13 protein-coding genes are annotated in these 15,336 nt (G+C 65.5%); 11 read left to right on the forward strand and 2 right to left on the reverse strand.

Annotated elements, in window-relative coordinates:
• Positions 1–364 precede the first annotated feature (364 nt).
• The gene (gene eccA, locus KIK15_RS05905; protein ID WP_214243295.1) at positions 365–2,158 is read right to left on the reverse strand and encodes a type VII secretion AAA-ATPase EccA; all 1,794 of its coding nucleotides are present in this window, start codon (positions 2,156–2,158) and stop codon (positions 365–367) included.
• 224 nt (positions 2,159–2,382) lie between these two features.
• Between eccA and KIK15_RS05910 the strand changes: the two genes are divergently transcribed.
• The 5 genes from KIK15_RS05910 to KIK15_RS05930 all read left to right on the forward strand — a co-directional run bounded on the left by KIK15_RS05910 (position 2,383) and on the right by KIK15_RS05930 (position 8,632).
• The gene (locus KIK15_RS05910) at positions 2,383–3,405 is read left to right on the forward strand and encodes a DUF3558 family protein (protein WP_214243296.1); all 1,023 of its coding nucleotides are present in this window, start codon (positions 2,383–2,385) and stop codon (positions 3,403–3,405) included.
• Positions 3,406–3,491: 86 nt separating this feature from the next.
• Positions 3,492–5,792: a phosphoribosylformylglycinamidine synthase subunit PurL gene (gene purL, locus KIK15_RS05915; RefSeq protein WP_214243297.1), complete on the forward strand. Its 2,301-nt coding sequence runs from the start codon at positions 3,492–3,494 to the stop codon at positions 5,790–5,792.
• 303 nt (positions 5,793–6,095) lie between these two features.
• A complete protein-coding gene (locus KIK15_RS05920) occupies positions 6,096–6,488 on the forward strand; it encodes a hypothetical protein (protein ID WP_214243298.1) in 393 nt (130 codons plus the stop codon).
• A gap of 37 nt (positions 6,489–6,525) precedes the next feature.
• A complete protein-coding gene (locus tag KIK15_RS05925) occupies positions 6,526–7,371 on the forward strand; it encodes a phytanoyl-CoA dioxygenase family protein (protein WP_214243299.1) in 846 nt (281 codons plus the stop codon).
• A 70-nt stretch (positions 7,372–7,441) separates the two neighbouring features.
• Positions 7,442–8,632 carry an RtcB family protein gene (locus tag KIK15_RS05930; RefSeq protein WP_307851757.1) on the forward strand — a complete coding sequence of 397 codons (1,191 nt, stop codon included), beginning with the start codon at positions 7,442–7,444 and terminating at the stop codon, positions 8,630–8,632.
• Between the two features lie 71 nt (positions 8,633–8,703).
• Here the strand turns inward: KIK15_RS05930 and KIK15_RS05935 are convergent, their stop codons facing one another.
• Positions 8,704–9,240 carry a GNAT family N-acetyltransferase gene (locus KIK15_RS05935; RefSeq protein ID WP_214243300.1) on the reverse strand — a complete coding sequence of 179 codons (537 nt, stop codon included), beginning with the start codon at positions 9,238–9,240 and terminating at the stop codon, positions 8,704–8,706.
• 85 nt (positions 9,241–9,325) lie between these two features.
• Here KIK15_RS05935 and KIK15_RS05940 point away from each other — a divergent pair, with 85 nt between their 5' ends.
• From KIK15_RS05940 to KIK15_RS05965, 6 genes are all read left to right on the forward strand, one after another.
• Positions 9,326–9,679 (forward strand): sterol carrier family protein, encoded by a 354-nt coding sequence (locus tag KIK15_RS05940; protein WP_214243798.1) that lies wholly within the window; start codon positions 9,326–9,328, stop codon positions 9,677–9,679.
• A 105-nt stretch (positions 9,680–9,784) separates the two neighbouring features.
• Complete coding sequence (locus KIK15_RS05945) at positions 9,785–10,318, forward strand: CD225/dispanin family protein (RefSeq protein ID WP_214243301.1); 534 nt, start codon at positions 9,785–9,787, stop codon at positions 10,316–10,318.
• Positions 10,315–10,746 carry a DUF2752 domain-containing protein gene (locus KIK15_RS05950; RefSeq protein ID WP_250324271.1) on the forward strand — a complete coding sequence of 144 codons (432 nt, stop codon included), beginning with the start codon at positions 10,315–10,317 and terminating at the stop codon, positions 10,744–10,746. Before KIK15_RS05945 ends, KIK15_RS05950 begins: the two co-directional genes overlap by 4 nt.
• 121 nt (positions 10,747–10,867) lie before the next feature.
• A complete protein-coding gene (gene purF, locus KIK15_RS05955; RefSeq protein WP_214243302.1) occupies positions 10,868–12,472 on the forward strand; it encodes an amidophosphoribosyltransferase in 1,605 nt (534 codons plus the stop codon).
• A 113-nt stretch (positions 12,473–12,585) separates the two neighbouring features.
• Positions 12,586–14,220, forward strand: a complete 1,635-nt coding sequence (locus tag KIK15_RS05960) for an ABC transporter substrate-binding protein (protein ID WP_214243303.1) — start codon at positions 12,586–12,588, stop codon at positions 14,218–14,220.
• Positions 14,220–15,329, forward strand: a complete 1,110-nt coding sequence (locus KIK15_RS05965; RefSeq protein WP_214243304.1) for an ABC transporter permease — start codon at positions 14,220–14,222, stop codon at positions 15,327–15,329. Before KIK15_RS05960 ends, KIK15_RS05965 begins: the two co-directional genes overlap by 1 nt.
• Positions 15,330–15,336 lie beyond the last annotated feature (7 nt).

Below are 15,336 nucleotides of genomic sequence, written 5' to 3' on the forward strand. Positions count from 1 at the left end.
CGCACGGTGCATGCGGGGTGCGAACGCGCTCCGACCGTGCGAACCGAACCAAGTCGTGCGAACGCGACCCGGCCACGCGAACTGGACCTGGACCGGGGGTTTCGCACGGTTGGCTGCAGTTCGCACGCTGTGCGACGGTTCGCACGGTGCATGCGGGGTGCGAACGCGCTCCGACCGTGCGAACCGAACCAAGTCGTGCGAACGCGACCCGGCCACGCGAACTGGACCTGGACCGGGGGTTTCGCACGGTTGGCTGCAGTTCGCACGGTGTGCGGCGGTTCGCACGGTGCATGCGGGGTGCGAACGCGCTCCGACCGTGCGAACCGAACCAAGTCGTGCGAACGAGCAGGCGAGGCGGGTAGACCTAACGCATCCGCGCGTTGAGGTTCATGGCGGTGATGATGTTATCGATGGCGGTCTTGATATCGCTGGGCTCGATGCGCATCAACGCTTCGGAATCCAGTTCGGCGATGTCGAGATCGCCTGAGGTCAAACGGAATTCGCGCTCTTCCTCGGCTCCCTCGATCACGTTGCGGATGAAACGCCCGTTACCGGCCAGGTCGATCAGGCGGACCTTTTCGCCGTTCTGGTCGGTGACGATCGAGTCGTACAGCGGGCGACACGCCTCTGCCAAGATGCGCGCCGACTCGCTCGGCAGCAGGGAATCGCGTGACTTCGCGATCACCCCACCGATCTGCGCCAGCTCCTCGGGCTGATACGACTCGAACCTGATGCGGCGGGCAAAACGTGACGCCAGACCGTCATTCGACGCCAACATCCGGTCGATCTCCCCGTCGTACCCGGCGATGATGACCACCAGACGATCCCGGTTGTCCTCCATTCGCGCCAGCAAGGTGTCGACGGCCTCACGACCGAACGCGTCACCACCGGACAGGCCCGTCTGGATGAGGGTGTACGCCTCGTCGATGAACAGCACCCCGTCGAGCGCGCGATCGATCAACGCAGACGTCTTGGGCGCGGTGCTACCCAGATGCTCACCCACCATGTCGCGGCGACTGGCCTCGACGATGGTGTCTGTCTTCAACAGCCCCAGACCGCAATACGTCTTGGCGATGATGCGCGCGATGGTGGTCTTACCGGTACCCGGAGGGCCGGTGAAGGCCAAATGCAACGACCGTGAGGTACTCGAAAGCCCCTTGTCTGCACGCACTTTCGCCATCGCCACCGACGACGACAGCTTGGCCACCTGGGTTTTGACCGACGTCAGCCCCACCTGCCTGTCCAACTCGGCTTTGGCCGCGGCCAGTGCGTCGGTCTGCGCGGCACTCGACTCCTCCGACGCGGCGGGGGCATCGTCGGGCACCGACGCTGGATCCCACCGGTTGGTGCGTTTGGCGATCTGACCGGGCTCGACCACCACCAGTCGGAACTTGGGGTTGCGGATCGCGTCGGCCACCCCGGGGAACTGGGGGTTGCGGGAGTACACCTGCTCGAAGAGGGCAACAGCGTTGTCCTCCTTACCTTCTTCACGTTGCACCAGCGCGTGGGTGTACATCGCGGAGGTGGCCGCCGCCGGGATGGGGCCGGTCTCGGCCTCCTCCAGACGTCGGTTGGCCTCGGTGAACATCCCCAGCTGTGCGCACGCCGCGCCGGCCATCACGTTGGCCCCGGCGACCATGTATTCGTCTCCCCAGGTCGCGGACGCGGTGAGGATGGTCAACACGTCGGGCCAACGCTGGGTGAAGTAGTGCAGGGTGGCGCGCACGTAGGTGACGATCGGGCTGGCCGACGCCGCCGGGATCTCGTCGAGCACCTCTTCGGCACCGTCAAAATCCTTTCCGTTGATCAGCGTCGCGGCGTACGCGGCGATCACCTCAGGCGTGTCGGACAACGGGTACTGGATGTAGAGCGTGGAAAACGACCCGTACAGCGTGCGCGGCGGCAACCCGAGTCGGCGCAGGTCTGCGTGCAACGCGCCCCGGGTCCGGTACAGATTGCTGACCACGTAGTCGGAGTTGTCGCCACACGCCAGCCGACCCATCCACGCATCAGCCATGTCGGGGGCGAACTCGCTGGCCCGCTGGAAGGCCAACGCCGCCTGGTTCTCATCGCGCGCGGACTGCTGACCGTCCACCGGGATGCCGAGAGACAGCACACCGAGGTCGAACAGTTGGCGTGCGTGGCGGATATCGGTCACGTGAGACGACCCCCGGGAGTCTGATTGCGCGCGCTGTCACGCCCGCACGGAACTACGGATACGGCCACCAGGATATCCCGGCCACAGCGTGGGATCGGCGACGGACGATCGCATAGATGACACAACCGTGAGACTGCCTGTGCGCCCCCGGCTTTTAGCCTGAGCGAGAGTCGTTAGGCCCACTCAAGAGGCTTGTCGGCGCAACAGACCGTCGGAGGTGTCTGGTGAAACGTTGGTCAATCCTCGCTGTGGCGGTGGCTGTGCTGCTGGTGTCGGCGGTCGGGTGCGGCACCGACTCGCCAAACGAGGTGGCGACGGGTCCGTCAGTCGACTATCGGACCACCCTCTCCGAGCCTGAACGCCAATACATCGCCACCCTCGACGCCTTGCGTGCCGTGGACGTGTGCGGATACGTCGACCTGGCCGCGGTCACCTCAGTCCTGAGTGCGCCCAACTACATCGGACCCTTCGCCGGGAGGGCGCTCAGCACATGCCACTTCAACGTCGACCCCCGGAAGAACAAAGTCGGGATCAATGATGTGAGCATCGCGTTCACCGAGGCGCCGGAGACGACGATGAACACCGAAGTCGCCGGTCAGCCTGCCTTCGTCACCACCGACAGCCTTGGGTGTCTGATCAGCATCAACACTGCCGCGGGGTCATTTGTCCAGTTCGGCGCCTCTGGCTACGAGGTGGACGACTCTTCCACGGCGTGCGATCCGCTGCGCGCGATCGTCGCGGCGTCGTTGCCGCAGATCCGGAGCAAGCGGCCGCCGCCGACAGCGACCGTGACCACTCCGGCGTCGCGGGTCGACCCGTGCACAGCTCTCAACCGGCTGCTCCCGACCATGCCGATGGCTGCGCCTGCGCTCAGCAATCCGCTCTTCGCCGAGCCCACCGCACCCCGTGTCGACCCTGCAGTGTGCGTCATCACCTTGAACGAGACCGGTTCGAAGTTTGCGCTGGCAGCGGTCAAGATGGGGCTGGTCACGGACTCGAAACGTCAGCGGGGTGCGATGTCGACGAAGCAATACATCAGGTTGGACGGTGTGCCGGCGACGGTCGAGGACGTGCGTGTGGCGTGCACGGTCAGAGCATTCCCGGAACCGAAGCGGCGACTGACCGTGCCGGGCTTCACCGATTCGGATACGCAACTCATCGCAATGTTGGAGGCCGGGGCGCCGAACTGTTGGTCCGCCAGGCAGATGGTTCACGCGCTGATCGAGAGCTACCGCGCGTTGACCTGAGCGCGTCGAGGTGGTTCTGGTCGACCGATACACTCGACTCGGCCGTCTGCACGGCCCTCGCCACCGCAGGGAAGGACCCCGACGCCTTGTCCGTCGACCCCCGCTCCGTCGATACCGTCGATCACGCCGCGCAGTCTCCCGACACCCCACAGCCCTACCGCGAGCTGGGACTCAAAGACGACGAGTACGCCCGCATCCGCGAGATCCTGGGTCGCCGCCCCACCGACGCCGAGTTGGCCATGTATTCGGTGATGTGGTCTGAGCACTGCAGCTACAAGTCGTCGAAAGTGCACCTGCGCTACTTCGGTGAGACCACCACCGATGAGATGCGCGCCTCCATGCTGGCGGGCATCGGGGAGAACGCCGGTGTGGTCGACATCGGCGACGGCTGGGCCGTCACCTTCAAGGTCGAGTCGCACAACCACCCGTCGTATGTGGAGCCGTATCAGGGTGCCGCGACCGGCGTCGGCGGCATCGTCCGCGACATCATGGCCATGGGAGCCCGGCCGATCGCGGTGATGGATCAGCTGCGCTTCGGTGCCGCGGATGCCCCCGACACCCGTCGCGTGGTCGACGGGGTGGTGCGTGGGGTGGGTGGCTACGGAAACTCGTTGGGGTTGCCCAACATCGGTGGTGAAACCGTCTTCGACGCCTCCTACGCGGGCAACCCGTTGGTCAACGCGCTGTGCGCAGGCGTGTTGCGCGCCGAGGACCTGCACCTGGCGTTCGCCTCCGGGGTGGGCAACAAGATCATCCTCTTCGGCGCCCGCACCGGACTCGATGGCATCGGTGGGGTGTCGGTGCTGGCGTCTGAGACCTTCGACGACGACGGTTCGGGGACACCCGGCGCCGGCCGCAAGAAACTGCCCGCCGTGCAGGTGGGTGACCCGTTCACCGAGAAGGTGCTCATCGAGTGCTGCCTGGAGCTGTATGCAGCCGGCCTGGTGGTGGGCATCCAAGACCTCGGTGGTGCCGGATTGTCCTGTGCCACATCAGAGTTGGCGTCAGCCGGCGATGGCGGCATGAGTATTCAACTCGAACAGGTACCGATGCGCGCCGAGGGGATGACCCCGGCCGAGGTGCTCTCCAGCGAATCGCAGGAACGCATGTGCGCTGTCGTCACGCCCGACAACGTGGACGCCTTCATGGCGGTGTGCCGCAAATGGGATGTGCTGGCCACCGTCATCGGTGAGGTGACCGACGGCGATCACCTGCAGATCACCTGGCACGGCGAGACCGTGGTGGACGTGCCGCCGCGCACCGTCGCCCACGAAGGCCCGGTGTACGAGCGGCCGGTCGCCCGCCCCGACAGTCACGACGCCGTGATCGCTGCCACCACAGTCGATTTGGCGCGTCCTGCCACCGACGAGGAGTTGCGTTCCACGGTGCTCACGATGCTGGCCTCGCCTGCGTTGTGCAGCCGCAAGTTCATCACCGAGCAGTACGACCGCTACGTTCGCGGCAACACCGTGCTGGCCGAGAACGCCGACGGCGGTGTGATCCGCATCGATGAGATATCCGGTCGCGGAATCGCTTTGGCCACCGATGCGTCCGGTCGCTACACCTTTCTCGACCCGTATGCCGGTGCTCAGTTGGCGCTGGCCGAGGCTTACCGCAACGTCGCCGTCACCGGCGCCACCCCGAAGGCAGTCACCAACTGTCTGAACTTCGGATCACCGGAAGACCCGGCCGTGATGTGGCAGTTCTCGCAGGCAGTGCGCGGATTGGCTGATGGCTGTGCGCAATTGGGTATCCCGGTGTGCGGCGGCAATGTGAGCTTCTACAACCAGACCGGGTCCACTCCCATCCTGCCCACGCCGGTGGTCGGGGTGCTCGGGGTGATCGACGACGTGCATCGGCGGCTGCCGACCGGCATCGGCACCGAACCCGGCGAGACCCTGATCTTGATGGGTGACACCCGCGACGAGTTCGATGGATCGATCTGGGCGCAGGTCGTTCACGACCACCTCGGTGGGGTGCCGCCGCAGGTCGACCTCGAACGTGAACGGCTGCTGGCCGAGATCCTCACCGCCGGTTCCCGCGACGGCCTGCTGTCGGCCGCCCACGACCTGTCCGAGGGCGGGTTGATCCAGGCGGTGATCGAATCGGCTCTGGCCGGTGAAACCGGTTGCCGCATCATCCTTCCCGAAGGTGCCGACCCGTTCGTGTGGCTGTTCTCCGAGTCGGCTGGCCGGGTGCTGGTGGCCGTGCCGCGGACCGAGGAGACCCGGTTCTGCGCCATGCTGGATGCCCGAAAGATGCCGTGGACGCGTATCGGTGTGGTGGACCAGGGCAGTGATTCGGTGGAGGTGCAAGACCACTTCTCCATCACTCTCGCCGAGTTGCGCGAGGTGCATGAGGCGACCCTGCCCGCTTTGTTCGGCTGAGATGTCGCTGGTGTACTAACGTCCGACACCGTGAACCACCCTTTTGGGCAATACCCGCCACCTTCGGGTGTCCCACCGCAGTATCCGGGCCAGCCGCCGTATCCAAGCAGCCCGGGGTATCCCGGGCCTCCGCCGTTCACCGGTCCACCCGTGTCCCCGGCCGCACCGGCGTACCCGGCCGCACCGGCGTACTCGGGCCAGCCCTCGTACCCGGGTTATCCGGGCGGGTACCCGCCACAGCCTGGTTATCCGCAGCCTCGCACGCCGTCGGGCGTCTCTGCGATCTTCGCCGGGGTGTTGGGTGTGCTCGGTGCGATCGTGGCGGTCCTATTCTTTGTGTTGTTCGTGGTCGCCGTGGTGCTGACGTTGCGCGATTCTGAGTCCATCGACTCCGTGGTGTGGGCGATCGCCTTCGCGGTCGTGCGCCTCGTGGAAGCCGTGCTGCTCGGTTGGGGCTCCATAGCGCTGTTCAGGCGTGGTGCCCGTGGCCCAGTGATCCTGGCGGCCGGCTGCGGGGCAAGTATTCTCTTCTCGATAATGGCGTTTATGCGCACACTGATCTCGGACGATCAGCTCAATGCTGGCCAGTTGGCCGGCAGCGGCGCTGTCAGTGTGATTCTCGCGATCTTCCCCATCGCGACGATGATCCTGGCACTGCTGCCGGCCACCCGTCGCTGGGTGGCCGCGCCGCGCTGAACCTGCGGAGGCGTTGCAGCAGGTTTAGCGTTGGTCCATGATGTGGCGACCTGAGCCCGGCGTGTTCGCGCCCGATGACCTCGACGGGCTGATCTGGTTTTACGACATGCACGGCTATGCCACCGTACGTGGACTGATCGAGGAAGATCAGCTCGCGCTCATCGAAGCCGAATGCGTGCATGCGCAAAACCGAGTGATCGCAGGGGAACTCGATGAGCGCCACGGCTCAACGGTGTTTCTCGACGAGGCCGCCAAGGCCGAACGCTTCGCCAACTACGTCGAGTACGTCAACGAGGTCTCGCCGGCGGTGGCCTCGGCAGTGACCGATCCGACCTTGGCGGCCATCATGGTCGCGTTGTTGGGTCCCGACTGCTGGTTGCGAGCCCACGAACAGTTCGGCGTGGTCTACCAGGATGCACGGCCCGGCAGGGAATCTGGCTACACCCGCATCGGGTGGCATTCGGATTGGCAGGCCAGTCCCAGCCTCGACATCTGGCCCTCGACAGCATTCACCATCCACATCGACGGCACCAGTCCGGCCAATGGATTCCTCAGAGTTGTTCCCGGTAGCCATCTCTGGGCCACGCCGGCGCCGTATCGGAACGTGAACGGGGCCGTGGTGCCGGACGGGGCGCGGGCTGCGGGCGGACGGACCACGCGCACACCGCCGTTCGCCATGCCCTTGAGTTTCGAGAAGGTGCGCGGCGAGGTGGCGGTGTATGCCGAACCGGGTGACATCATCCTGCATGACGCCTACCTGTGGCATTCGGCGGCACGCGCGACCAACGACACACAGCGGCGCCGGCACGTACGCGGCGGGTACTTCGGTGGCGCTCGCCAACCGGCGGGGGTGGCGGAGTTCATCAAGAACGCGGCACGCTGAGCAGTTAAATCATTGGCTGCAGGTGGTTCTCGTGCGGCACACTCCTGTGCTGACCACAAAGGAGATTCCCGTGACCACCCGCATCGACAACCTCAAGCTGCTCAACTTCGCCTCCTCGATCGACGACAAGACGATCGAGCAGGCCAAGGAGACCGCGGCGTTGTCATTCGTGCACCCGCACGTCGCGTTGATGCCCGACGCGCACTACGGCAAGGGTTCAGCCGTGGGGACGGTGATCCCCACCGTCGACGCCGTGATTCCCGCGGCGGTCGGTGTCGACATCGGCTGCGGCATGATCGCAGCACGAACAACCCTGTGCCACAGTGATATCGATCATCTCGATCGAGCCGCACTGCGCTCCTCCATCGAGTCGGCCATCCCACTCTCACCAGGTAACTACAACCGCACCACCGATCGGTTCGTGTTCACCGCAGCCCGGATGGCCGAGCTGGAACAGCAGGCGATCGACGACGACGTGGACCTGTCACACTCGCCGAAGTGGCGGGAGCAGCTCGGCTCGCTCGGCGGTGGGAACCACTTCATCGAGTTGTGTCTCGACGAGACCAACCGGGTGTGGATGTTCCTGCACTCCGGGTCGCGCGGTGTGGGTAACCGGATAGCGCAGCGGCACATCGCGATTGCGCAGAAGCTGTGTCGCCGTTGGCATATCGAGTTGCCCAACCCCGACCTTGCCTACCTGCCCAGCGGCACCGTCGAGCTTGAGGTGTACCTGCGGGATCTGCGGTGGGCGCAGGCGTTCGCCCTGGCCAATCGTGCGGAGATGATGGATCGGTTCAGACAGGCGTTGGCCCACTGGGTCGGTCACGTCGGCGACCCGGCCACGATGGAAGCGGAGCGGATCAACACCCACCACAACTACACCGTGCGCGAGAAGCACGGGGGCAAGGATGTGTGGCTCACCCGCAAGGGTGCCATCGACGCGCACGAGGGCGTGCGTGGCATCATCCCCGGCTCGATGGGGACACGGTCCTACATCGTCACCGGCAAAGGCCATGGGGGCGCACTGTGTTCGGCGCCGCATGGTGCTGGTCGGCGATTCTCGCGTGCCGAGGCCAAGCGGCGTTTCACCGAAGCCGATCTTGCCGCGGCGATGGCGGGCATCGAATACCGGCACGGTGCGCAGTGGATCGATGAGATCCCGCAGGCATACAAGGACATCGACGTGGTGATGGCGGATGCCGATCGGTTGGTGTCGGTCGACCACACGCTGCGCCAGATCCTCAACGTCAAGGGAACCTGAGAACACCGGGGCAGGCCAGGCAGCCACCGGCCTGTTCGCCATCCGGCGGACGGGCCGGTGTCGCCGGCACCTCACTCGTCAGAAGGGTTACCACACAGGGGTGTCTGGTACTCCAGCACCTCGAGCTGGCATGAACTGCGTGGCGTGTCGTACATCCGACTGCGTCCGGTGAGCTCCCAGCCGCGCCGCTCGTAGAAGGTTCGAGCTCGGATGTTGGCCGCGAACACCCACAACACCGCGACGCGAAAACCCCAGTGTTGCAACTGGCGCAACCCCGCGTGGTGTAAAGCCACACCGACGCCGCTGCCCCAGTGATCGGGGTCGACGTAGAGTGCCGCCAGCTCTCCGCGCGATTGGTCGGATTCCTCTCGACGGTCCTCACACACGCTGACAAAGCCTGCGACCGAATCGGATTCGTCGGCGGCGAGGATGGTCCGAACCGGAGCCTGATCGTGGAATGTGTAGCGGGCGGCAAACTGTTGCGTGTTCAGCTCGCCCAGTGCCTCGGCCGACATCAGGTCTCGATAGCCGGCGCGCCATGACCGCACATGGGTCACTGCGACCCGAGCTTCATCGCCTGGTTCGGCCACGCGCAGGGTGACGGTCACGCATGTCACCTCACCGGGTTCGGGTCCGCGGCGCAACCCGATTTACAGTGGGCCCGTGGCGAGCAAGGCGGTGGATCCTGCGGTGATGCGGGCGGCCGTACTCGCCGTGGCCGACTGGTTGTACGACGAATCGGTGGACGCTCCGGCTCGGGCCGAGTTGGCCGCTGCGGTACGGCTCAGCGCGCGGACCCTTCCGCAGGTGGCGCCGGGCAACTCGGTCGAGGTCCGTATCCCGCCGTTCGTGGCCGTGCAGTGCATCGAGGGTCCGCGCCACACCCGCGGTACCCCACCCAACGTGGTGGAGACCGATCCGCGGACGTGGTTGTTGTTGGTCGTCGGGCTGCTGGACCTGTCGACGGCGGTGACGCATGGGACGGTGTCGGCGTCGGGGTCACGGGCGGCAGAGGTGGCGGGTCTGCTCCCATTGCTTCGGCTGTGATCTCCGGTGCCCAAAATTCACATCTGTCAGTGCACCGGACAGGCGTCAGTGTGGGTACTGTGAGCCCGCGAACACCATCCCTACCACTGTGAGGCGTCTGAACCAATGGGCAATCCGTACGGCGATTCCACCGAGCCGTTCAAGAAGGACGGGCAACCCCCGTACGGTCAGCAGCCGCCCGCCGGCCCGCCCGACTACACCCAACCCCAGTACGGCCAGCCCGAGTACGGGCAACCGCAGTACGGGCAGCCGTCCTACGAACAACCGCAGTACGGGCAGCCCGCCTACGAACAACCGCAGTACGGGCAGCCCGCCTACGGTCCACCTACCCAGTACGGCCAGGGATATCCGGGCGGGTACGGCTCGCCTGCGGGTCTGCCGCCAGAGAACTACCTGGTCTGGGCCATCCTGTGCACCGTCTTGTGCTGCTTGCCGCTGGGAATCGTGTCAATCATCAAGTCCAACTCGGTGAACACCCTGTGGGCCCAAGGCGATCAGATGGGCGCCGCGCGAGCATCTGAGGAAGCCAAGAAGTGGGCGATGTGGGGGGCGATCATCGGGGTGGTCGGCTCGGTACTCGGCATCATCGCCTACGTGATCGTCATCGCGGCGACTGTCAACTCCACGACGTCGTATTGACCGCACGACTCGCCGCCGCGTCCCCGCTGCGAGCGCTCGCCGCCCCTGCTGGGGTGGCGGCGGTCGCGGCGGGGAGTTGCGTGGGTATCTGGTTGGCCGACCCGACCACACCTGGCGGGGTGATCCCGGTGTGCCCCACCAAGGCGCTGTTGGGAATCGACTGTCCCGGTTGTGGTTCCATGCGGATGATCTATTCGCTGTTGCACGCCGACATCGGTGCCGCATTGCGCTACAACGCTCTTGGTCTGGTCGCGGTGGTGTTGCTGGTGGTGTCCTACATCGGATGGGTGCTCGCCCGATTCGGGGTGGCACGCTTACCCCGCTGGCAGGACCGCCGGTGGGCTCCGATGTTGGTGCTGATCGCTGTCATCGGGTGGTTCGTGGTCCGCAACCTGCCATTCGCCCCGTTCACCGGGCTGCGCGTCTGACCGCATCGGGGGGAGCGCCCTTGCCGATGTGACGAACACGAGGCGGCGAGGATTCGTCGGGCTGTCACGGTGGACCGTAGACTCGAGCCACGCCCTTGCCGTCCACTTTGGGAGCGTCACCGTGACCGAGCTGTCGATCCACAGCCCGAATCTCCTCGCCTCCGCCGCTCCCGCCCCGTGCTCCTCGGCGGCCGCGCTCAACCACCCGGCGCTGGACACCCCAGAAAACGAACCCCGCGAAGAATGCGGGGTTTTTGGTGTCTGGGCCCCCGGTGAGGAGGTCGCCAAGCTCACCTACTACGGCCTCTACGCACTGCAACACCGTGGCCAGGAGGCCGCAGGGATCGCCGTCGGCGACGGCTCACAGGTGCTGGTGTTCAAAGACCTCGGTCTGGTCAGCCAGGTGTTCGACGAACAGACGCTGGCTTCGATGCAGGGCCACGTCGCCATCGGGCACTGCCGCTACAGCACCACCGGATCGACCACGTGGGAGAACTCCCAGCCGATCTTTCGGACCACCGCGGCCGGGACCGGAGTGGCGTTGGGTCACAACGGCAACCTGGTCAACACCGCCGACCTCGCCAGCATCGCCCGCGCCGCCGGGTTGATGGAATCGCGGATGCACGGCGGAGCCACCTCTGACTCCGACGTGGTCGGGGCGTTGTTGGCCCACGGCGCTGCCGATCGCACCATCGAGCAGGCCGCGATGGAACTGCTGCCCACCCTCAAGGGCGCGTTCTGCCTGACGTTCATGGACGAGCACACCCTCTACGCTGCCCGCGACGCCCACGGTGTCCGGCCGCTGTGTCTGGGCCGGCTCGATCGTGGCTGGGTGGTGGCCTCGGAGACGGCGGCACTCGACATCGTCGGTGCGTCGTTCGTCCGCGACATCGAGCCCGGCGAACTGCTGGCCATCGACGCCGACGGCGTGCGTAGTTCCCGCTTTGCCCAACCGACCCCCAAAGCCTGTGTCTTCGAATACGTCTACCTCGCGCGCCCCGACTCGGTCATCAACGGCCGCTCGGTGCACTCCTCACGGGTGGAGATCGGTCGTCGGTTGGCGCGCGAGTTCCCGGCCAACGGCGACCTGGTGATCCCGGTGCCCGAATCGGGTACGCCGGCGGCCACCGGGTACGCCGCGGAGTCGGGAATCCCGTACGGGCAGGGCCTGATGAAGAACGCGTACGTGGGACGCACCTTCATCCAGCCCTCACAGACCATCCGCCAGTTGGGGATTCGGCTCAAGCTCAACCCGCTGCGGGAGGTGATCCGCGGCAAACGTCTTGTGGTGGTTGATGATTCGATCGTGCGCGGCAACACCCAGCGTGCTCTCATCCGGATGCTGCGCGAGGCGGGTGCGGCCGAGATCCACGTCCGCATCGCGTCGAGTCCGGTGCGGTGGCCGTGCTTCTACGGCATCGACTTCGCCTCTCCGGCCGAGTTGATCGCCAACGGTATGGAATCGGAGGAGGGGATGGTCGAGGGCGTGCGCCAGGCCATCGGCGCCGACTCGCTGGCCTATCTCAGCATCGACGAGATGATCGCTGCCACCGAGCAACCACGCGAACAGCTGTGTGCGGCCTGCTTTGACGGCAACTATCCCATCGATCTGCCGCGCGAGACCTCGATGGGCAAGGCAGTGTTGGAGACCATGTTGGCCAACGCCGCCAGTTCTGATGTGGTGTCGGCGACCAACGACAACGCCAGCGCCCTGCGTCGCCCCTGATCAGGTCCCGTGCGTGATTTTGGCCCGCCCGCCCTCCTAATTCACTCACGGGGCCGGAGGCCACGGCTATCATCAGGCGATCAGATCCGGAGTGACATCAAGGAACGGTGACAATGTCTGCCCATCAGGCCAATTCATTTCGGCGTCGGGCCTCGCGCCAGACCAGGGTCGGCCTGATCGCCGTCACCACGGTGGCGGTGGGGTCGCTGGTCGTCTCTGCGTGCGGCTCGGGTCGCACCGACAGCGGTTCGTCGAGCGACTCCGGTGCGGCCATCACCGTGGGCACCACCGACCAGGTGTCCTTCATCGACCCGGCCGGCTCGTACGACAACGGGTCGCTGGCCGTGATGAAGGTGGTCTACCCGTTCCTGATGGACTTCGAGCCGGGCTCGGGCACCTTGAAACCGTCTGCGGCACAGTCCTGCTCGTTCACCTCGACCACCGTCTACAGCTGCACGCTGAAGAAGGGCCTCACCTTCGCCAACGGTGATCCGCTGACCGCGCAGGCGGTCAAGTACTCCTTCGACCGCATCGTGAAGATCAACGATCCCAACGGTCCGTCGTCGCTGCTGGCCAATCTCAAGTCGACCGATGCGCCCGACGACACCACCGTCAACTTCACCCTCACCGAGCCCAACGACCAGACGTTCCCTCAGCTGCTGGGCACCAACGTCGGTCCCATCGTCGACCCCAAGGTGTTTCCGGCCGACAAGGTTCTCGACGACGACGCGATCGTGAAGGGCAAGGCCTTCGGCGGGCAGTACACCATCGACAGCTACGACAAGAACAAGCTGGTCGAGTTCGTCAAGAACCCGAATTACCAAGGGCTGCTGGGCGCTCCGAAGACCGACAAGGTGCGGCTGAAGTACTACACCCAGGCCACCAACCTCAAACTCGCCATCGAGCAGGGTGAGATCGACCTGGCCTACCGCTCGTTGACCCCGACCGACGTGGGTGCCCTGCGCAAGAACTCCGCGCTGACCGTGCACGAGGGTCCCGGCGGCGAGCTGCGCTACCTGGTGTTCAACCTCAACACCATGCCGGGCGGCACCCCGGAGCAGAAGTTGGCCGTGCGCAAGGCGATTGCCAGCTCGGTCGACCGTGACGCCATCGCCAAGGACGTCTACCAGGGCACCTTCAGCCCCGCCTACAGCATGATCGTCGGCGGCTTGCCCGGCGCCACCGACGCCTACAAGAAGTACGGCGAGAAGCCCGACGCGGCCGCGGCCAAGAAGTACCTGACCGATGCCGGTATCTCCACGCCGGTCTCGGTGAACCTCTGGTACAACCCCGACCACTACGGGTCAAGCTCGGCCGACGAGTACGCGAAGGTCAAGGCGCAGCTCGAGGCGACCGGACTGTTCCGGATCACGCTGAGCTCGGCGAACTGGCAGACCTACAGCAAGGACCGGGTGAAGAACACCTATCCCGTCTACCAGCTGGGGTGGTTCCCGGACTTCCCGGACGCCGACAACTACCTGACCCCGTTCCTGGACAAGAACAACTTCCTCAAGTCGGGGTTCGAGAACCCCGAGATCAGTGCGATGTTGAGCCAGGAGCGCAGTGAGCTCGACCCGGCCAAGCGGGCGGCCATCATCACCGACATCCAGAACATCGTCGCCGACCGCCACATCCCGACGCTGCCGCTGTTGCAAGGCAAGCAGATCGCGGTGTCGCGCAACAACATCGACGGGGTCACCCTCGACAAGTCGTTCACGTTGCACGTGGGCACGTTGTCGAAGAAGTGATGGGCGAGGCAACCACCAGCTCGACCACGCTCGACGACCCCACCTCTGTCGAGAAGTCCGATGGGGGTGGGGTGTTCGCGTCGCGTCGCGGTGCCCTGGTGCGCTATTTGCTGATTCGCGCGGTGCTGGTCGTCCCGACGGTGTGGATCCTGGTGACGGTGGTGTTCTTCGTGTTGCGGATCGCCGGCGACCCGATCACCGCGAAGCTCGGTGGCATCCTGCCGCCCGATCAACTGGCGGCCCGTCGCAAGGCCGCCGGGCTGGACCGGCCGATCCTGGAGCAGTACTTCAGCTATCTGAACAGCCTGATCCACGGTGATCTGGGCAAGGCCAACCTCGACGGCGAACGCATCAGCCATGTGATCGTCACCTCTGGTGCGGCAACGCTGGAGCTGGTGTGCTACTCCCTCATTGTGGCCTTCGTGGTGGGAATCCCGTTGGGCCGCTTCGCGGCAACCCACCGTGACAAGATCTCCGACGTAACCTTGCGCATCCTGGCCATCCTGCTGTACGCGGCGCCGGTGTTCTTCATCGGCATCCTGCTCAAGCTGGTGTTCGCGGTCCATCTGGGCTGGCTTCCGTCCTCGGGACGGGCGAGTGTGGATGCCGAACTGGCCCTGCAGAACGTCTCGCCGAAGACCAACATCCTGCTGATCGACGCCATCCTCTACGGCGACTCGAGCTATCTGATCGACGTCCTCAAACACGCCGTGCTGCCCGCGTTGGCCCTGGGTCTGCTCACCGCAGGCGTTTTCCTGCGGTTGGTGCGGGTGAACCTGTTGCAGACGCTGCGGTCGGGCTATGTCGAGGCCGCCCGCGCCCGCGGGGTGTCGGAACGAAAAGTGGTGACCCGACACGCTTTCCGTAATGCATTGGTGCCGGTGGTCACCGTGATCGGCCTGCAGATCGCGATGATGCTCGGCGGTGCCGTGCTCACCGAGACCACCTTCGAGTGGAAGGGTCTGGGCTACCAGCTGGCGCGCTACCTACAGGACAGTGACTACATCGCAGTGCAGGGCATCATCGCCTTCATCGCGGTCCTCATCGCGGTGATCAGCTTCGTCATCGATGCCGTGGTGGCGCTCATCGATCCTCGGATCCGGTTCTAGGACAGGT

The organism is Williamsia sp. CHRR-6 (assembly GCF_018474015.1).
Classification (GTDB): domain Bacteria; phylum Actinomycetota; class Actinomycetes; order Mycobacteriales; family Mycobacteriaceae; genus Williamsia_A.